Origin of the sequence: Streptomyces toxytricini (assembly GCF_014649915.1) — a bacterium.
Taxonomy (GTDB): domain Bacteria; phylum Actinomycetota; class Actinomycetes; order Streptomycetales; family Streptomycetaceae; genus Streptomyces; species Streptomyces toxytricini.
This window is the reverse complement of sequence record NZ_BMTY01000004.1, coordinates 43,021-61,586: the sequence shown is the minus strand read 5'-3', so window position 1 is coordinate 61,586 and position 18,566 is coordinate 43,021. Positions and strand designations below refer to the sequence as shown.

Genomic DNA, 18,566 nt, shown 5'->3' with positions numbered 1-18,566 from the left:
AGGCGCCGCTAGCTCAGTTGGTTAGAGCAGCTGACTCTTAATCAGCGGGTCCGGGGTTCGAGTCCCTGGCGGCGCACGACAAGGGGAAGCCCCTCGCAGTGAGAACTGCGAGGGGCTTCTTCGTCATGCCGCCCGACCTCCAGGCGGCCCCACGGGGAGCACCGGAACCACCGGCCCCGCCCGATGCCCCGGGGCCCCCGGCGCGCCCGCGGCTCCCGCCGCTCCCGCGCCCGGATTCGCACCCGTACGGCCGCCCGGCCCTGCTCCGCCCGGGGGCGTGGCGGCGGCGCGGCCGGTCAGGTACGCCGAGACCACCACGTTCGCCGTGTACGCGCCGGCCTTCTGGTCGTACGTGCCCCCGCACGTCACCAGCCGCAGCTCGGCCCGCCCCGGCACGAGCGGGCCGTACGCGCGGTCGGCGTCGAAGCGGGCGCGCTCGTGGACCCGTACGTCCTCGACGGTGAACTCGGCGACCGCCCCGTCGGCCCGCGCCACCCGGACCTTGGCGCCCGGCCGGAGCGTGCTCAGGCCGTAGAAGACCGCCGGCTTCGAGCGGGTGTCGACGTGCCCCACCAGCAGCGCGGCCCCGGCCGCGCCCGGCTTCGGCCCGGCGCCCCACCAGCCGACCGCGCCGGGCCGGTCGTACGGCGGCGGGTCGATCGCGCCCTGCGCGTCGAGGCCGCGGGCGACCACGGGGGCCTGCACGCCGAGCGACGGCACGTCGACCCGCACGGGGACCGACGCCGCGAGCGGGGCGTGCGCCGCGGGCAGCCCCGGCACCGGGTAGGCGGCCCCGCCGGACGGCCCCGCGCCCGGCCGCTCCGGCATCCCGGTGATCTCGCGGCCCCACAGCCACAGCCCGAGCACGAGCACCGTCCAGGCGGCGAAGCCGAGCAGGCGCCCGCCGGCGGACCGCCCCAGCCCGGCCGCGCCCGTCACCGCCCGGACCTCACTCGCCGCTGCGGCGGCGGCGCAGCACCAGGGCCCGGCCCGCGACGGCCAGGGTGGCCGCGGCCGCCAGGACCGCACCGATCACGGTGTGCGGCAGGCCCGGACCGTCGCCCTCGCCCCCGCCTTCGCCCTTGCGTGCGGCCGCCGCCTGCCCGGCGATGCGGGACGCGTCGGCGACCTCGGCGGCCATGCCGCCGCCGCCCGCGTGGACCGGGTGGACCGGCGACGTGTGCGGCTCGGGGCGCGTGTCGTGGCCCTGCCCGTGCGCCACGACCTCGACGGTGCCGCGCAGCTCGTCCGCCTCGCAGCGGACGGTGACCTCGTGGCGGCCCGGCCGGGCGCGCGAGCTGATCACGGCGTCGCCCCACAGGGGCTTGGCGGCGGCCCCGGCGGCCTTCGCGGGCTCGTCGGCCTTGTCGGTGCCGCCGGGCTTCTCCGGCTTCTCGGCCTTGTCGGCCTTGTCGCTGCCGTGGCCGGCGGACAGGTGGACCTCGGAGACGAAGACGGAGGACTTCGCCACCGCCCAGCGGCCCTTGCAGCCGGTCACGTGCACCTTGACCTGCGCCCCGGGCGCCGCCCGGTGCGGATCGACCGAGACGGTCCCGTGGTTCTGCCCGGTTGCGGCGGCGGGCACGGCGGGCGCCAGCGCGGCCGCAGCCGCCAGGACCGCGGCCACCCCGCCCGCGCGGACCCCGCGGCGGACACGTACGGCGATCAGAGCACTGCGCATGGTGAACCTCCTCTCAAGGAGGTTCACGCGCCGCGGCGCGCTCCGCATCCGGAGGGGCGCGCCGCGCACCCGAACGGATCAGACGAGATCGACCAGGTCGGCGATGGAGTCGACCGTCTTCGTGGGCCGGTAGGGGAACTTCTCGGTGTCCTCGACCTTGGTCAGGCCGGTCAGCACGAGGAAGGTCTGCATGCCCGCCTCCAGCCCGGCCAGCACGTCGGTGTCCATCCGGTCGCCGATCATGGCGCTGGTCTCGGAGTGGGCGCCGATCGCGTTCAGGCCCGTACGCATCATCAGCGGGTTCGGCTTGCCCGCGAAGTACGGGCGCTTGCCGGTCGCCTTGGTGATCAGCGCGGCGACGGCGCCGGTGGCCGGCAGCGGGCCTTCGGTGGAGGGGCCGGTCTCGTCGGGGTTGGTGCAGATGAAGCGGGCGCCCGCGTTGATCAGGCGGACCGCCTTCGTCATCGCCTCGAAGCTGTACGTGCGGGTCTCGCCGAGGACGACGTAGTCCGGGTCGTGGTCCGTGAGGATGTAGCCGATGTCGTGCAGCGCAGTCGTCAGGCCCGCCTCGCCGATGACGTATGCGGTGCCCCCCGGGCGCTGGTCGTCGAGGAACTTGGCGGTGGCCAGCGCGGACGTCCAGATGTTCTCGACGGGGACGTCGAGGCCCATGCGGCTCAGGCGGGCCTGGAGGTCGCGGGGCGTGTAGATGGAGTTGTTCGTCAGGACCAGGAAGGGCTTGCCGGACTCGCGCAGCCGCTTGATGAAGGCGTCGGCCCCGGGGATCGGCGTGCCCTCGTGGATGAGGACCCCGTCCATGTCGGTGAGCCAGGATTCGATCGGCTTGCGCTCTGCCACTGGACTGTTCTCCGCTCTCGGGTGGCCGTTGCCCCTGACCCGGTCCCGGCCCCGTGCACTGTGGTCTGTACCGCCACCCTAGCGGGGCGGGCGTCGGACGTCCCGGGGCGTCCACGGCCCGGACGGGCCGGGGGCGGCGTCAGCGGAGGGTGACGCCGCCGACGGCCCGGTACCAGCGGTTGTCGCCGGCCCACCGGAAGCGGACCTGCACGTCGAGGCGCCGGGCGGCATCCGGAGGGTGACCGCCTCGTTCAAGGCGACGGCGTCGACGGGGCGGGTCCTGACGACGGCGGGGCGGCGCCGTCGTACGAGACGAGCACGTGGGCGGTCCGGCCGGGCTCGTGCCGGTGGTGCGTGCGGTCGCGGAGGGCTCACGTACTGCCGCCGTTTGACGGGCCACTTGGGGGCCGCGGACGTGGAGTCGAAGGTGCCGGTGCGGGGCCCCGCGGGAGCGGACGTTCGGCTCGCGCCACTGGCCTGATGGGGAGCGGGACCAGGACTCGTCGGCGGTGAAGGTCCATCCGGCCCACCAGGTGGCGCCGCCGCTGCCCGTGCGGGAGTTGTCGACGGACCGTCCGGCGGGCGGGGTGTGCGTGAAGCCGCCGGTGGCGGCGGGGACGGCCGTCTCGTCGGAGCAAGTGCGGAGTTGGGGGCGGAGGGCGTCGAAGGGGTCCCCGTCGGAGACGGCGGGCGGCACGTCGCCGAGGCCCGCGGCGGAAACGCCGAGACGGGCGACGGCGGTGGCGGCCAGGTCGACGGCCCGTGCACCGCCGAAGCCGAACCGGGCCGGAATCCGGCGCCGTTGGCGAGGGGCGCGCCCGCGGGGCAGCACGCGGGTGGTTGGTGCTGCGGCGAGCCGCGCGTCCGGCGCCGGCGCGCATCGCGCATCGCGGCATGGGTTCGGTTCGCCGCGGGCCCGGCGTTGGGAGGCACGGGGCCGGGCGGCGTGCCGGTCAGGCAGTCGTTCGGCGTGGGACCGGGGGTTGCGTGCGGCGGCGGAGACGGTGGGCCGCCAGGAGGAGGGCGGCGCCCGTCGTGACGGCGGTGGCTGCCACGGTTGCGCCGTGGCGGTCCTGTGGGCCCGTGTGGGCGAGGGAGCCGGCCTGGACGGGCTCCTCGTCTGACTCGACCGTGAAGCGGTAGCCGCCGGCCTCGCCGACCCAGTCGCCGTCGTCGCCGCGCCGCTGGACGACGGCCGCGTCCGCGACGACCTCGCCGGGGGGCGCGTCCGGCGCGAAGGCCAGGTGGACCTTGACGGTCAGGGAGCCGCCGGCGTCGAGCGTGTAGCCGGAGAAGGCGTCACCGCCGTCGAAGACGGCGATGATCTCGTCGCGGTCGCTCTCCTCCAGGCTGACGGGCAGGGTCCCCTCGGGGGTGTCGAAGTCCATCCGGAGGTGGTCGGCGCGCAGGGCGCGCGCCTCGTCCGCCAGCACCACGACGGGGTGGATGGCCGTGCACCGGCTCGCGGTGGTGTTGGTCAGGTCCAGGAACCAGCTCTGCGAACCGCCGCCCGTGCGGTAGACGGACGGTCCCCCGCGGATCCGCGCGCCGATGGGGAAGGCGGTGCTCTTGCCGTCGCCGCAGGAGGCGCGGGCCCGGGAAGGGAGCGCGGGGGCCGGGCGGGCGCCGCTTCCGTTGCCGACGTCCGCGGTGGCTGCCGCCGCGGCGGCGGCCGGGGCGGCCACGGCCGCCAGGAGGGCGCAGAGGGCAAGGGCTTTGCGCAGTCGCATGGCTGACCTTCGCTTCGCTGCTCGCCGGACGGGCTGACGGTCGGACGAGGCGACAATCACCACGGCCTGCCCCGCACGTTCCCACGCGCGCGAGGCTGCGCCGCCGGTGCCGCGCCCGGGCCGGCCGCTTTCCGCCTGTTCGGCCCACAGCCGGCCGCCGGGCCCGGCGGCCGACGCGGAATCCTGACCGGCCGCCGGCTTCCTGCACGATGCCGAAGTCTGCCCGGCCGCCAGGTCCGCGCCGCCCGCCGGTGTCCTCGCCGGCCGCCGCACCCTCCCCCGGCCTCTGGCATCCACACCGGCCGCCGGGCCCTGCTTGCCTGCCGTCATCCCCGGTGCCGGGTCCTCGCCGACACCGCCCAGGCTGTGCTCAGCTGCCTCCCGGCCGCCCGCGTCCTCAGCAGCCGGCAAGTCCTGCCCGGCCGCCGTCCTCGCCGACGCCGGTTTCCACACCGGCCGCCACGTCCTGCTCAGCTGCCGGACACCGCCCGGCCGCCAGGCTGTCCCTTACCCCGGCTCTCGCCGGCCACCAAGTCCCGCTTGGCTGCCGTCCTCCCCGACGCCGGATTCCCCACCGGCCGCCAGGATCCGCTTGGCTGCCGCCCCCGGCGCTGCTGCCCTCACCGGCCGCCGGGGTCCTCCTCCGCTGTCGGATACCGCCCGGCCGCCGGGTCCTCCCCCGGCCACCCTTGCCCTCACGGCCGCCAGATGCTGCCCGGCCGCCGCGCCCCGGCGCCGGTGTCCTCACCGACCGCCCAGGTTGTGCCCGGCTGCCGGATCCTGCCCGGTCGCCGGGTCCTTGCCGGCCACCAGGTCGCCGGCCGCCGAGCCATCCGCCCGGCGGTACGTCACGCCTTGCGGCCGAACAGCGGCGCCAGGGCGAGTTCCGCCGCGCCCTCCGCCACGCCCGCGCGGGCCGTGGCGACCCCGGGGGTGGGGCCGCCGAAGGCGCGGGCTTTCAGGGCACGGCGGACGCCCGCCGTGAAGACCTCCGGCGCCTGCTGCACCACCCGTCCGCCCAGCCACACCCGGTCGGCGTCGAGCAGGGCGACGGCGTTCGCGGCGCCCTCGCCGAGGATCCGGGCCGCCTCGGGCAGGTCCCCGCGGGCGACGGCCGCCAGGCACAGCACCTCGGCGCAGCCGCGGCCGCCGCAGCGGCAGGGCGGCCCGTCGAGCAGCAGAACCTGGTGCCCGAACTCCCCCGCGGCGGACCGGGGCCCGCGGTGGACCTCGCCGCCGAGCCGGATGCCCGCGCCGAGGCCGGTGCCCACGTGCAGGTAGAGGGAGGTGCCGGAGTCGGGGCCGGAGGCGGCGGCGCCGGCGTTGGTGTCCTTGTCCAGCACCACGGGCGGGCCCGAGCCGCCGTTCCCGTCCCCGACCCCGTCCCCGGGCCGCAGGCGGTCCGCGACGGCCTGCCGCAGCGGGTGGCCCTCCCACTGCGGGTGGCCCGTGACCCGCCCCATCACGCCGGTGCGCCAGTCGAGCGGGCCCGGCGCGGCGACCCCGACGCCGGCGAGGGCCTGCGCCCCGGCGGGTCCGGCCAGCCGGTGGACGGCGCGGGCGACGGCGGCGGCGACCGCGTCCGGGCCGGCCGCGAAGTCCAGGGGGGTGCGGAGCCGGTCGACGACGGTGCCCGCCAGGTCGACCCGTACCGCACGGAGTTCGTCCCGGTCGGCGTGCACGCCGACCGCGTGCCGGGCGTCCGCGGCGAGCCGCAGCAGGGTGCGCGGCTTGCCCCCGGTGGAGGCGCCGCGGCCGGCGTCCGCGACGAAGCCCTCGGCGCGCAGCCGGGCCGTGATCTTGCTGACGGCCTGCGGGGTGAGGCCCGTACGGGCGGCCAGGTCGGCGCGGCCGAGGCCGGCGGGGCCGGCGGCGCGGAGGAGGCCGAGGACGAGGGCGTCGTTGTGGCCGCGGAGTGCCCCCAGGTTCGCGCCGGGCAGGGGGTCCCGGCTGCTTCTGCTGGTGTCGTCAGGGGTGACGCTGCCTCTTTCCACCATGCCATTGTCTCCCTTCCTTGCACTTAGGCAACACTGTTGCCAAAGTGGAGGGCATGAACGCCATCGCCCCGGGCTCGCCCTCCCCCGCCTCCCCGCCCCCGCACGCCGGCGGGGGCCCGCTCCGCGTCGGCCTCGTCGGCTACGGCCTCGCCGGGTCCGTCTTTCACGCCCCGCTGGTCGCCGCGACCGAGGGGCTCGTCCTCGACACCGTCGTCACCTCCGACCCGGCGCGCCGGGCGCAGGCCGAGGAGGCGTACCCCGGTGTGCGGGTGACGGCGTCCACCGAGGAGCTGTGGAGCGGCGGCAGCGCCGTCGACCTGGTCGTCGTCGCCTCCCCGAACAAGACGCACGTCCCGCTCGCGACGGCTGCCCTGTCCGCCGGCGTCCCCGTCGTCGTCGACAAGCCGCTCGCCGGGACGGCCGCCGAAGCCCGCGAGCTCGCCGGGCTCGCCGACCGGACGGGCACGTTCCTGTCGGTGTTCCAGAACCGCCGCTGGGACAACGACTTCCTCACGGTGCGCCGCCTCATCGCCGACGGCGAACTCGGCGACGTCCAGCGCTTCGAGTCCCGCTTCGAGCGGTGGCGCCCGCAGCTCAAGGGCGGCTGGCGCGAGTCCGGCGCGCCCGAGGAGATCGGCGGGCTGCTGTACGACCTGGGCAGCCACGTCGTGGACCAGGCGCTGGTCCTGTTCGGACCGGCCGCCGCCGTGTACGCGGAGGCGGACGTGCGCCGGCCGGGCGCAGAGGCGGACGACGACACGTTCATCGCGATCACGCACGAGAGCGGCGTCCGCTCCCACCTGTACGTCAGTGCGACCGCCGCGCAGCTCGGCCCGCGCTTCCGCGTCCTCGGCTCCCGCGCCGGGTTCGTCAAGTACGGCCTGGACCCGCAGGAGGCCGCCCTGCGCGACGGCCACCGGCCCGGGACCACGGGCACGCCGTGGGGTGTGGAGCCGGAGCACCTGTGGGGCCGCCTGGGATCCGGGGAGTCCCCGGCGACCGGCGGCGGGACGCCGGTGCCGACGCTGCCGGGCGACTACCCGGCGTACTACGCGGCCGTGGCGGCGGCCCTCCGTGACGGGGGCCCCGTGCCGGTGAGCGCGCACGAGGCGGCGCAGTGCCTGGCGGTGCTGGAGGCCGCACGGGTCTCCTCCCGGGACGGGGTGACCGTATCCTTCGAAAACTGAAGATGATCACACGTGTGAAGAACGGACTGTTTCTGTGAAGCTGCCCCGGATCGCCTCGATCGTGGCGACGGCCGCGACGGCCGCGATGGCCCCGGCCGTCCTGATCGCCTCGCCGGCCTTCGCCGCCGGCGCCACGACCACGGCGCCGGGCCTGCCGGCGTCCCCGACCGCCCCCGACACCGGCCCGGGCACCGACGGCACGACGGCGCCGAAGCCCGACGAGGACCCGCAGGCCGCGAAGGACCGGGCCGCGATCCAGGCCATCCTGGCGGACCCGGCGAGCGGGCGGGGCGTCCGCGAGGCCGCCGAGAAGGCGCTGAAGGGGACGGCCGCGGACATGCGGCGCTTCCTGGAAGTGGAATGGGCGCAGGAGCAGTTGGAGGACGACCGGGTGCGCGTCGCGCAGATCGCGCAGGCCGGCGGCAAGGCGGTGCGCGCGGCCGCCGGCAAGGCGCTGACCGCCAACACCCGCGAGGCGATCACGGAGTTCCTGCAGAACGGGCAGCACGTCGCCCGCTTCGAGGACGACAAGGTCGAGCTGGCGAAGATGCTGAAGGGCGCCGGCCCGGGCATCACCAAGGCGGTGAACAAGCTGCTGGACGGCGGGACGCGGGAGGAGGTCCGCGCGTTCGTCGAGACCGGGCAGCACACGGTCCGCGCCGAGGACGACCGGGTCGTGCTGCTGGGCGCGCTCAAGGACGCCGGGCCGGGCCTGAAGGCGGCCATCATCGCGCTGCTGGAGAAGAACCCCACCCCGGCGGAGCTGCGCACGTTCGTGACGACCACCCAGCACGAGCTGCGCGACGCCGACAACACCGCCCTGATCCGGGCCATGCTCGCCGATGCCGGGCCGGAACTGAAGAAGGCCGCCAACGCCGCCCTGGAGGGAACGCCCGCGGACCGCGCCGAGTTCCTCGCGACCGGGCAGCACACGGCCCGCGACAAGGACAAGGCCGCGGGCGGTGGCAACGGCGGCAAGGACGGCGGCGGGAAGGGCGGTTCCGACGGCAAGAACGGTGCCGGGGCCGGAGCGGGCACCGACGGCTCGGGCTCCGGCTCGGGCTCCGGCGGCGCAACCGGCACCACGAGCAGCAGCAACAACGCCGCGCCGGCCGGCGGCACGGGCCCGCTCGCGAGCACCGGCGCGAACGCGCAGCTCGCGGTCGCGGCAGGAGCCGGAGCGGCCGCGCTGGGCGCGGGCGCCGGCCTGCTGGTCGCTGCCCGCCGCCGCCGCACCGCGGAAGCCGCACGCTGACACGGGGCGCCCCGGCCCCGGGCCCTTGGCGGGCTCGGGGCGGGGGCCGGCTCGGGGCGGGGGCCGGGCGCCCGGAGGGCGTGGCGGCTCAGGCGCCCTTGAACTCCTGCCGCTGCCGCCCGAGCCCGTCGATCTCCAGCTCGACGACGTCGCCGGCCCGCAGGTACGGCTTGGGCTCCGGCTGCCCCATCGCCACGCCTCCCGGCGTGCCCGTGATGACGACATCGCCGGGGTGCAGCGTCATGAACCGGCTCAGGTAGCGGACGACCTCGCCGACGGGGAAGATCTGGTCGGCGGTGCTGCCGTCCTGCCGGAGCTCCCCGTTCACCCACAGCCGGACGTCGAGGGCCTGCGGGTCCGGGATCTCGTCGGCCGTGGCCAGCCACGGGCCGACCGGCGTGAACGTCTCACAGTTCTTGCCCTTGTCCCAGGTGCCGCCGCGCTCGATCTGGAACTCGCGCTCGGAGACGTCGTTGACGAGCACGTACCCGGCGACGTGCGCCAGGCCCTCCTCCGCGGACTCCAGGTACCGGGCGGTGCTGCCGATGACGACGCCGAGCTCGGCCTCCCAGTCCGTCTTCACGCTGCCGCGCGGGATCAGCACGGTGTCGTCGGGGCCGACGACCGTGTCGGCGGCCTTCAGGAACAGGATCGGCTCGGCCGGCGGCTCGGCCCCGATCTCGGCGGCGTGCCCGAAGTAGTTCAGCCCGATGCCCACGATCTTGCCGATCCGGCCCAGCGGGGCGCCGATCCGCAGTCCCTCCGGGTCGAGTACCGGAAGCGACCCGGCCTGCGCCGCGGCGCGCACCCGGGACAGGGCGGAGTCGTCGGCGAGGAGGGCTCCGTCCACGTCCGCGACCAGGCCGGACAGGTCCCGCAGGATCCCGTCCCGGTCGAGGAGTGCGGGACGCTCCGCCCCGACGGGTCCGACACGCAGCAGCTTCATGGGCATTCTCCCGTGGTCGTGGGTGGTCGGCCCATGGGCGTGCCCCGGGCCGGACGATGGAGTGCGGCCATCGGAGGATTGGTCGATCCTCCAAGAACCCCGTTCCACCCGCAACCCCCTGTTCACGGACTGGAACACCACCCTGCGGACCGCCCGCCCCGGCAGCTCCCGCAGCGACACCCGTCGTCCGCGCGGACCGGCAGCATCGACACCCGCAGGCGCACCGCCCAGCCGCAGCATCGACACCCCGCAGCCGCACCGCCCGGCCGCAGCATCGACACCTCGCGTCCGCACCGCCCAGCTCCGCAGCGACACCCGTCGTCCGCGCGGACCGGCAGCATCGACACCCCGCAGCCGCACCGCCCAGCCGCAGCATCGACACCTCGCGTCCGCACCGCCCAGCCGCAGCATCGACACCTCGCGTCCGCACCGCCCAGCCGCGCCGCCGCCCCGCGGCCGCCCGAACCAGGCGCCTCGGCACCCCGCGCCGCGCCGCGCGAACCAGTCGCGTCGGCACCCCGACCACGGCAACCCGTACGGCTGTACCCCCGGCCCGGCAGTGGCGTCGACCCACGGGAGCACGACCGGCGGTAGCGCTGGCCGCAGTGGCCCCGGCCCGCGGGCGATGACCCGGCCGACGGTGGCCACCGGCGCTCGCGGCGCGCCTGTGCCGCCGTGTCACTGACCACGGTGCCGCGCCCCCGAAGGCCGATCACGGCGGCGCCCCCGCTCGCCGGGCGCACTCGGGCGAGGTGACACACATGCGCCGACCCGGGGGAGGCCGCCGCGGCCGGCCGCAAGTGGGCCGCCGAGGGCCGCGGCGGCTCGCTCGCCGGCCCTGCGAGCGGCACCTCGACCGGCCGCAGCGGGCCGCTGAGAGCCGCTGAGGCTCGCTCGCCGGCCCTGCAAGCAGGGCACCTCCACCAGGCGGGGAGACCCGCAGCGTGATTCGGCGTCCGCGCTGTGGGCGCCCGCTGGGCGGCCTCAGCCAGCCGCCGAGCACCTTCCGGCGCACCGGCTCACCGCCACCCGCCGGGCCGCCCAGGCAGCCGCCCTCCCTTCGACCGCCGACCCACCCGTGCGCCGCCGCCTAGCCGGCCGCCCCGCTCTCGGCAACCGCCAGGCGGCGGTCCCTGCGGTGCTCCAGCCATGCACGCTCGGCAACCGACCATGCCGTGGTGGCGGCCAGGTACAGGCCGGCGGCCAGCGGCACGACGGCGGCCGTCACCAGCGTCCCGAAGGACAGCAGCGGCAGCACGCCGCCCAGTCGGCGCATCGCCTCCTGCTGCTCGGCGGTCAGCTCGGGCACGCCGGCCGCGGAACGACCCGCCGCAGCCTTGGCCCGTACGGCCGGCGCTGAGGCAGCCGCAGCGGCAGCGGCAGCCGCTGCCCGCCGCCCGCGTACCGTGCTCCACGCCGCAACGGCGGCGATCACCGCGAACAGCGCGAGGTACACCAGCCCCTGCGCGCCGAACAGGCCGCCGTCCCCCAGGGCACCGGCCCACGTCCCGCCGAGCGGCGCCGCGTACAGGCGGTGCCCCAGCAGCTCCTCCGACGTGGTGAACGCCTGGTACATCAGGAAGAACACCGGCAGCTGGAGCAGCACCGGCAGGCAGCCGGCCACGGGGGTCGCGCCCTTGAAGGCGGCCCTGTTGAGGGGGTGCAGGGCGAGCCGTACGAGGACGGTGAACAGCACGATCGCGGCAGCGGTCGCGGACTCGGCCAGGGCCGGCTCCAGGAACCGGCCCAGCTCGACAACAACACGGGTGAAAACGGACACGCGGGCCCTCCGAGGGGTCTCGTCGAACGTCGAAGTGGTGCATTTCGGCGTGACGAGCCGCGCGGGGCACGACAGCAAAAGCGGATGGTGCGAAAGCGATCCGGGGGTGGCGGTGCGCTGTGCGCGCCCCTACGCGGCCGTCGGGACGAGACGGCCGGGTGCCCTCGGCCGCGACCGGCCGGAGGCGTCGGGATCGCGCTGCGGCAGGAACGCGGTGCGCTGCTCGCGGTCACGGATCGCCGTGCGTATTCGGTGCGGCGGCACGGGCCGCACCAGCCGCGCCGCGAGGGCGGCGACGCCCACGGACACGGCGGCGGCCACCGCCGCGAGGGCGACGACGACCGCACCCTGCCCGCCCTGCCCGGAGGCCAGCCCGAGGACTCCGGCGAGCAGCAGCAGGGGCGCAAGGCGCGCGGCGGCGCCGGCGAACGCCGCAAGCAGCGCCCGGAACGAACCCGCCCGGCGCGAGCTGTCCAGCCCGTCCACGTCGACCGCCCCCTCTCCACCGCGCATGTGCGTACTGGTGATCGATCCTACCCAGCCGTACCGACAACGCCCCGGCCCCCGGATCGGTTCCCGGCGAGCACACCCCACACGACGAGCCGGTACCGGGAGCTGTACTCGGGCGTGCAGGTGGTCAGCGTGATGTACGCGCCGGGCTCGGTGTACCCGTACGCCGGCCGGACCGCGCTCCTCGGCACCGGGGCGATCACGCCGGTGTCGCGCGGCGCCGTCTCGGGCAGGACCCGGTCGACGGTGTACGCGTACCGCCGCCCCCCGACCTCGACGACGAGCTCGTCGCCAGGCCGCAGCCGGTTCAGGTACCGGAACGGCTCCCCGTGCGTGTTGCGGTGCCCAGCCAGCGCGAAGTTGCCCTGCGCGCCGGGCTCGGCGGTCCCGGGGTAGTGGCCGGCGTACCCCTTGTCGAGCACGCTCCGCTTGTCGACCCCGCGCGCGACGGGCACGGCCACCCCGAGCCGCGGAATGCGCAGCACCCCGTACGCCGCCCCGTCCCGCGGCCGATCGGCTGCCCCACCCGCGCCGGCAGCCTCCGACGGCGACGGCGACGCCCCGGCCGGCCCCGGCGATGCGACGGGCTCCCCTGCCGCCCCCGCCCTGGCCTCCGCCCCCGCCCCGGTCCGCCAGGCCTCCTCCAGCGCGGCGACCCGCCGCCCCGCGGCGGCCGCGGCCTGCCGGTTCGTCCACCACACCTGGTGAACCACCAGCAACAACAGCACCACACCCAGCGTGACGGTCGACTCTGCGGCCGCCCACAGCACCCGTGCGGGACCGCCCCGGCGCAAGCGCCCGCCGCGCCCCTGCACCACCACACGCATGTGATCCCGCACGGGGCGCACCTTAAGACCTCCCCCGCCAACAGACCAGCGGCAGTACGGTGTGAACCATGCGCCCCGACACGCCTGCAGAGCACATCGCCGAAGCCGAGCGCCTGATCCGCACGGCGACCCGCTACCCCGAGGACCAGGAGCCCCTGCTGCTCCAGGCCGCCGCCCACCTCGAACTGGCCGACGCACGGGAACGGGCGAGCGCCCTCTACGACCGCCTCCTCGCCGGCGAGCCGGCCGACCCGCACCTGATCAAGGCGCTCCAGGCGGCGAACCTGTGGGAGTACGGGCACGAGCCGGAGGCCCGCGCCCTCATCCAGGGCATCCGCGCCGCGGCCCCCGCGGACCCGGCGCCCTGGGAGGTCATCGCCGAGGCCCTCGAAGCCCACGACGAGCTGGCGGCGTCGGAGGAGTGCTTCACCCAGGCGGCCACGCTCCTGATCTCGGAGGACGCCCCCCTCACCCGGGCGACGACGGCCCTGCTGACCGGCCGGCACCGCGTCCGCCGCCTCCTCGGACTCCCGCACGACGACTGGGACATGGTCGCGGACACCCGCCACACCGGCCCGATCCCGCTGGACGAGCTGCACGACCCCAAGCGCATCTGGGCCCTCGGCTCCGACGACCCGGCCGAGCTCCGCGCCGAGATCGCCCGCCTCCGCGCGGAGCTGGGCGACCGCCGCGCGGCCCTGTCCCGCCCGTTCCCCGTGGCGATCCTGCACTGGCCGCAGCGCGAGCTGGCCGAACTCCTGACGGGCTACCCGACGCTGGCCGCGGAATACCCCTCGCACGACGCGCACCTGGCCCAGGTCGAGGCGTCCCTGCGCGCCCTGGCCGCCTCCGGCACGACGAACCTCGGCATCGTCACGGCAAGCGTCCCGTCGTACGAGGCGTTCGCGGCGTCGGAGAAGACCTCCCCGGCATCCCCGTCCCTCCTCCCGGAGTACGCGACGACCCTGGCAGCCCGAGGCAAGGCCACCCCCTGGCCCCCGCCCCCGAACGCCCCGTGCTGGTGCACGTCGACCAAGCCGTACTCGGAATGCCACGGCGCCGCGTAGGAGTCCGGCCAGCAGCGGGCCGTCAGTCGACCATGCCCCAGGCGGCAGCGGTCGAGGTGCCGGCCCAGCCGTCGGCTGTCTGCCAGATCGCGGAGATGCCCTGGTCCTCCAGGTAGGGCGCGAACACACCAATGTCCTCGGAGAAGAGCGCGATCAGGTGGGGTGCGGGAAGCTGCTTCTCCCGGTACAGGAAGTAGCTGTACTCCCGTAGTTGCCCGATCGCCTCCCGTACGGCGGTGTCCGCGCGGCCCTTGCGCACGACCTTCGCCTCAACCAGCCACTCCCGTCCGTCCGGCGCCGGCGCATGTTCCGCGTCGGACGGCTGGAGGGTCAGGTCCTTCGGGTGGACGTGCTGGTTCTTCGGCGTGTAGTCCCGCTTGCTGATGTACGCAGCGAAGTCCTTGATCAGTTCTTCGTGCTTCCGGCTCTTCACCTGCTGGTGGGCAGCGATGTGGGCGATGTAGTCGCCGCTGTTGCGCGGCTTGAAGCCCGCTGCACGCACGACGGTTGCCGGCGGGGCGCTCGGGGCCTCCATGGTGGTGCATTCGGAGGACTCGCCGCCCTCCTCGCCGGAAGTGCGCTGCTGCGGCAGGACCGGCACGTCGAGGTCGTCGTCGTCCCGCGCGGCCCGCCACGCGGACTCTGCCGCGGCGGCACGCTGGAGGAGGTTCGTCGCGGCACGCAGGTCGCGCTGCAACTCTTCTTCCGGCGGCATGTCGGCTATCTCGTACCGGCGCGCGGCCACGCTCGCCGCCGCGTACGCCTCCGGCCGGTCCCCTCCACCCAGCGCCGGACGGTGGTTCCAGTCCTTGGTGAGCGACTGCGGGAGGGCGGCTGCGAGCCGCGCCGCGTGGCGCCGCAGGTGCGCCAGGAACGGCTGCTTGTTCTTGATCTTTTCGCTGAGTTCGGTGACCCCCTGCTGGAGCGTCAGGGTCACCGAGGTCAGGTCCGTGCTGAAGATGTAGGCGAGGTACAGGTCCTTCTTGGGGTTGGTGTTGATCGCCTCGTCGAAGACGCCGATCCACGGCGAGGCTGCGGCCGTCCCTTTGCCTCCGTACCCGGCGACGACGAGCCCCTCCGGCACCCCCAGGTCGGCGCGCTTGGCCACGTCCCGCAAGACCTGCTGGCCGGGCACATGGGTCCGCGTGCCGGCCTTCTGGTCGTACGTGTCAGCCACCTCAAGGAGCAAAGCCCGGATCGTCATGGCATGACGCTATGCAAATCACTGCACGAGTCAATCCCTTTCGATCAGTTCAGGACGTCATCCGACCGGCGGCGCCTCCTTCTCTCCCGTCGAACAGCAGCAACTGGTGGTGGCCGCGCAGGGTCGCCGTCGGTGGGGTGGGGCGGGTTGTTGCCAGGGTCAGGAGGGTGCGGATCGCCGACGTGACCTGGGTCGGGGTGTCGCGGACCATCGACGGGGTCGCGCTCACCACCAGGATGCCGTGGGCCTCCAGGCGCAGGCGGCGGCGGAGCGTGGCCTGCCAGGCGTCGCGGGTGTAGTGGTACTCCCCGGAGTCGACCTCCAGGGCCACGCCCTCGTCGGGCCAGTACGCGTCCGGGGCGGCGAGGAAGGCGCCGTCCGCGGTGTAGAGGCGGGCGTTCCACAGCGGCGGCGGCAGCCCGGCCGCGGTGAGGGCGTCGCGGGCCTGCGCCTCGGCGGGCGAGCGGATCCCGGCGAGGAGCTCGGCAGCGGCGGCGCGGATCTGCGGGTGGCGCAGGAGGCGGGCGGTGCGGAGTTCGGCGTGCAGGTCGTGCGGGTGGCACCAGCCCGACTGGACGACGCGGGCCAGGACCGCGCGGAGCTGCTGCGGGTCGGTGGCGCGGGCGGCGTAGTCGGCCGCCGCCCGGACCGGGCGGGTGCTCGGGACGCCGGCGACCGTGATCGTCTGCGCCGGCCAACGCGCCGTCGGCAGCGTACGGACCTCCGGGGTCCCCGCCGGACGGCGCGGGCTGCGGACCAGCACGTCGGCCGGGGCGCGGGGGGCTTCGGGGATGCCGAGCAGGGACAGGGCGGCGCCGCCGGTCAGGACCGCGGTGTCGCCGGAGAGCGGGTCGGAGCCCGGGTCGGCGGCGTACAGGACGGCGCCGAGGGCGCGTTGGCGGTGGTCCGGAGGCCCGGTCTGCAACAGGTAGACGCGGGGCAGCAGCCGCTGCCACGGGCCGCCGGGCCGGCTTCGGGAGGCGATGGTTCCGGCGGGAATCCCGGACGCGACGAGCTGCCTCCGGGTGGCCAGCCTGAACTGGCGGCGGAAACCCGGCACGGGTGCGGCCGGCGGTCGCCGCCGGGGGCGTACGGGCGTACGGGCCCGGGGGGTGCGCGTGTGCGATGTGATCATGCCGCGGGTATGCCCGTGGGCGGGCCCGCGGACACCGCCCTTCGCAGCGCGGCGGACGGAACAGCCGGACCGACACCGCCGGGTGGCTCGAGGCGGGTGTGCCCGGGGCAGGCGTGCGGACACCGCCTGTCGCATCGCGGCGGGAGTGGTCGGTGGACCGACACCGCCTGGTACGGCGGGTCGGGCATGCCTGGGGCGGCGTGCGGGCACCGCCCTTCGCGGCACGGCGGACAGGGCAGACGGACCGACACCCCCTGGCGCGACACAGCCGTCAGGAACGGGCGGACCGACACCACCCGGCATGGCGCGGCGGTAAGGAGCGCACGGACCGACGCCAGCCAGCACGGCGCTGCCGCCAGGAGCGGACGGACCGACACCGGCGGGCGCGGCGGGGATGCCGGAGCGGATGCTGACACCGCCGGGCGCGGCGGACCAACACCGCCTGGCGTGGCGGGTGTGCCCGGGGGCGGGAGTGCGGGGCATCGCCGGCGGCGGGGCGGTCAGGTGTACGGACCGGCACCGCCGCTCACGGCACAGCGGTCCTGGACGGGCGGACCCTGCCGGACGCGGCGGGGCGGTGTGGGGCGGGCGGGCGTGCGGACACCGCCGGCGGCCGGGCGGTCAGAGGCGGGCCGGCCGACATCGCCGACGGCCGACGGCCGCGCGCGGTCAGAAGGGGATGGACCGCCACCCGCGGCCGCGGAAGGGCGGTCAGAGTCGGGCGGACGGCGCCCGGCCGCCCGGGCGGTCAGGTGCGGACCGGCGTCACCGGCCGTGGCGGGGACGGTGCCCGGCCGCCCGGGCGGTCAGGTGCGGACCGGCGTCACCGGCCGTGGCGGGGACGGCGCCCGGCCGCCCGGGCGGTCAGGTGCGGACCGGCGTCACCGGCCGTGGCGGGGACGGCGCCCGGCCGCCCGGGCGGTCAGGTGCGGACCGGCGTCACCGGCCGTGGCGGGGGCAGGCCGGGCGGGGGACCCCGGTCGCGCGCGACGGTGGGAGGCGGGCCGGCGGCGCCATCGTCGGCCGCGGCGTGCCGCGGTCACGGCCCGGCGGCGCCAGGATGGCGCGGCGCCAGGAAGACGACGACCGCCGTGTGCTCCGGCACGCCCGGCAGCGGGGCCACCTCGTGCCAGCCCAGGCGGCGGTACGTGGCCACCGTGTCGGTGGCGAGGCGGGAGGTCAGCAGCCAGGCGCGGCCGTCGGGGGCGTCGGCGGTGATCTCGGCGAGGAGGGCGCGGCCGGTGCCGCGGCCGCGGGCGCAGGGGCGTACGGCGAGTTCGTCGACCTCCAGAGCCCCGGTCAGCAGCCGGCGGACGCGGGCCGGGCCGAGTTGGGCGGCGACCTGCCCGTACGCACGGTCCGCGGGGAGGTCCGCGGGGGTCAGCCAGGCCGTGGCGAAGCCGTCGACGCCGGCCTCGGACTGGGCGAGCGCCGCCCGGAAGCCGTGGCGTCGGCTGTCCGCGCGCAGGCGGGGGCCGAAGCGGCGAATGGTTTCTGCGTCCTCGTTCCACGGCGGCGCCGAGAACACCTCCGCGTACGCGTCGACCAGTTCGTCGACGAGGTCGAGGACGGCCTCTCCGTAACAGATCACGATGTCCCGGCCTCTCCGGAGGGGATGGGAGGAGGCGACTGTACGCCCGGCCGGGCCGCAGGGCGCGTTCCGTACAGATCCGGCGAGTGTGTGGCAAATCCCCCGGCCGAAACGCGTGTCGGCGGGCCCTGCGGCGCGTTGAGCAGCGCGTGGACAGACTGCTGCGGATCGCGGGGCGGTGCGCGCTCGCGTTCCTGCTCGTCCTGGGCGTGGTGGCGCTGCTGCCGCGGACGGTGCAGGACGCCGTACCGGACGGGGTGATCGGCGGCGCCGTGCTGGTGCTCGGGGGGTTGGGGGCCCGGCGGGCGGTCAAGCCGCCGCGTTAGCCTCGGGGCGGGGGCGCGGCTGCGGCCGCAGCTGCGGGCTTCCCGGGTGCGGACGCGCCCACGACGCACGACGCAGGACGCACGACGGCGTACGGAATCGAACGAGGGAGTTGGACATGGCGCGGGTACGGGTACCGAGTGCTGCAATGGCGGCCGCCGGGCTGGTCGGCGGGTACGCCGCCGCCCGCTGGAGCGGGAAGCGGCCGCTGGGCGGTGTCGTGCTCGGCGCGGCCGGGCTGGCGGCGGGGCGCGAGTGGCACCGGAGCGGAGGCGTGCCCGCGGCGGCGGGACTGGGCGCGCTGTACGTGGCCGGCTTCGCCGGCGCGCACCCGCTGGCCAAGAAGGTCGGCGCCTGGCCGGCGGTCTTCGGCGCGGCCGCGGTCGTCTCCACGGCAGCGTGGCTCGTCTCCGACCGCCACTGACGGCCCGCCCGGCCTGTCCGCGGGGCGGGGCCCCGGCCCGCCCCGCGGCC

The 18,566-nt window shown here is 76.3% G+C and carries 17 protein-coding genes, 1 tRNA gene and 1 pseudogene; 6 read left to right on the top strand and 13 right to left on the bottom strand.

All coding sequences use genetic code 11. The features are described 5' to 3' along the window. Window positions 1-2 precede the first annotated feature (2 nt). Window positions 3-76: transfer RNA gene (locus IE170_RS06235), tRNA-Lys, on the top strand. 215 nt (window positions 77-291) lie between these two features. On the opposite strand, the pseudogene IE170_RS06230 reads toward IE170_RS06235, so the two are convergent. From IE170_RS06230 to IE170_RS06205, 6 genes and pseudogenes are all read right to left on the bottom strand, one after another. Further along, a pseudogene (locus IE170_RS06230) lies at window positions 292-939 on the bottom strand (class F sortase); the annotation flags it as partial. A gap of 10 nt (window positions 940-949) precedes the next feature. Then, on the bottom strand, window positions 950-1,681 hold the full coding sequence (locus tag IE170_RS06225; protein ID WP_189808283.1) for a hypothetical protein: 732 nt from the start codon (window positions 1,679-1,681) through the stop codon (window positions 950-952). A 78-nt stretch (window positions 1,682-1,759) separates the two neighbouring features. After that, window positions 1,760-2,539 carry an HAD-IIA family hydrolase gene (locus IE170_RS06220; RefSeq protein ID WP_189808282.1) on the bottom strand — a complete coding sequence of 260 codons (780 nt, stop codon included), beginning with the start codon at window positions 2,537-2,539 and terminating at the stop codon, window positions 1,760-1,762. A gap of 139 nt (window positions 2,540-2,678) precedes the next feature. Continuing rightward, window positions 2,679-3,371, bottom strand: a complete 693-nt coding sequence (locus tag IE170_RS06215; RefSeq protein WP_189808281.1) for a hypothetical protein — start codon at window positions 3,369-3,371, stop codon at window positions 2,679-2,681. A 121-nt stretch (window positions 3,372-3,492) separates the two neighbouring features. Next, on the bottom strand, window positions 3,493-4,269 hold the full coding sequence (locus IE170_RS06210; protein ID WP_189808280.1) for a hypothetical protein: 777 nt from the start codon (window positions 4,267-4,269) through the stop codon (window positions 3,493-3,495). Between the two features lie 848 nt (window positions 4,270-5,117). Then, window positions 5,118-6,266 (bottom strand): ROK family transcriptional regulator, encoded by a 1,149-nt coding sequence (locus tag IE170_RS06205; protein WP_189808279.1) that lies wholly within the window; start codon window positions 6,264-6,266, stop codon window positions 5,118-5,120. A 53-nt stretch (window positions 6,267-6,319) separates the two neighbouring features. Here IE170_RS06205 and IE170_RS06200 point away from each other — a divergent pair, with 53 nt between their 5' ends. Together IE170_RS06200 and IE170_RS06195 are read left to right on the top strand one after the other, a co-directional pair. Then, window positions 6,320-7,453 carry a Gfo/Idh/MocA family oxidoreductase gene (locus IE170_RS06200; protein WP_189808278.1) on the top strand — a complete coding sequence of 378 codons (1,134 nt, stop codon included), beginning with the start codon at window positions 6,320-6,322 and terminating at the stop codon, window positions 7,451-7,453. A gap of 34 nt (window positions 7,454-7,487) precedes the next feature. Further along, the gene (locus tag IE170_RS06195) at window positions 7,488-8,708 is read left to right on the top strand and encodes an ALF repeat-containing protein (protein WP_189808277.1); all 1,221 of its coding nucleotides are present in this window, start codon (window positions 7,488-7,490) and stop codon (window positions 8,706-8,708) included. A gap of 88 nt (window positions 8,709-8,796) precedes the next feature. On the opposite strand, the gene IE170_RS06190 is transcribed toward IE170_RS06195, so the two are convergent. The 4 genes from IE170_RS06190 to IE170_RS06175 all read right to left on the bottom strand — a co-directional run bounded on the left by IE170_RS06190 (window position 8,797) and on the right by IE170_RS06175 (window position 12,771). Beyond that, complete coding sequence (locus IE170_RS06190; protein WP_189808276.1) at window positions 8,797-9,654, bottom strand: fumarylacetoacetate hydrolase family protein; 858 nt, start codon at window positions 9,652-9,654, stop codon at window positions 8,797-8,799. 1,090 nt (window positions 9,655-10,744) lie between these two features. Further along, entirely contained in the window at window positions 10,745-11,434 is a 690-nt protein-coding gene (locus IE170_RS06185; protein ID WP_189808275.1) for a YidC/Oxa1 family membrane protein insertase, read from the bottom strand. 129 nt (window positions 11,435-11,563) lie between these two features. After that, on the bottom strand, window positions 11,564-11,947 hold the full coding sequence (locus IE170_RS06180) for a DUF6412 domain-containing protein (protein ID WP_189808517.1): 384 nt from the start codon (window positions 11,945-11,947) through the stop codon (window positions 11,564-11,566). Window positions 11,948-11,967: 20 nt separating this feature from the next. Beyond that, window positions 11,968-12,771 (bottom strand): class E sortase, encoded by an 804-nt coding sequence (locus tag IE170_RS06175; protein WP_189808488.1) that lies wholly within the window; start codon window positions 12,769-12,771, stop codon window positions 11,968-11,970. A 68-nt stretch (window positions 12,772-12,839) separates the two neighbouring features. Between IE170_RS06175 and IE170_RS06170 the strand changes: the two genes are divergently transcribed. Next, window positions 12,840-13,838 (top strand): DUF8829 domain-containing protein, encoded by a 999-nt coding sequence (locus IE170_RS06170; protein WP_189808274.1) that lies wholly within the window; start codon window positions 12,840-12,842, stop codon window positions 13,836-13,838. Between the two features lie 22 nt (window positions 13,839-13,860). Here the strand turns inward: IE170_RS06170 and IE170_RS06165 are convergent, their stop codons facing one another. The 3 genes from IE170_RS06165 to IE170_RS06155 form a co-directional block, all read right to left on the bottom strand. Further along, window positions 13,861-15,015, bottom strand: coding sequence for an MrcB family domain-containing protein (locus IE170_RS06165; protein WP_189808273.1), 1,155 nt, complete (start codon window positions 15,013-15,015; stop codon window positions 13,861-13,863). A gap of 76 nt (window positions 15,016-15,091) precedes the next feature. Next, entirely contained in the window at window positions 15,092-16,177 is a 1,086-nt protein-coding gene (locus tag IE170_RS06160) for a hypothetical protein (RefSeq protein ID WP_189808272.1), read from the bottom strand. A gap of 1,039 nt (window positions 16,178-17,216) precedes the next feature. Next, the gene (locus IE170_RS06155; RefSeq protein WP_229884612.1) at window positions 17,217-17,768 is read right to left on the bottom strand and encodes a GNAT family N-acetyltransferase; all 552 of its coding nucleotides are present in this window, start codon (window positions 17,766-17,768) and stop codon (window positions 17,217-17,219) included. A 149-nt stretch (window positions 17,769-17,917) separates the two neighbouring features. On the opposite strand from IE170_RS06155, the gene IE170_RS06150 reads away from it, so the two are divergent. Then, on the top strand, window positions 17,918-18,094 hold the full coding sequence (locus tag IE170_RS06150; RefSeq protein ID WP_189808271.1) for a hypothetical protein: 177 nt from the start codon (window positions 17,918-17,920) through the stop codon (window positions 18,092-18,094). Between the two features lie 116 nt (window positions 18,095-18,210). After that, complete coding sequence (locus IE170_RS06145) at window positions 18,211-18,516, top strand: hypothetical protein (RefSeq protein WP_114057692.1); 306 nt, start codon at window positions 18,211-18,213, stop codon at window positions 18,514-18,516. Window positions 18,517-18,566 lie beyond the last annotated feature (50 nt).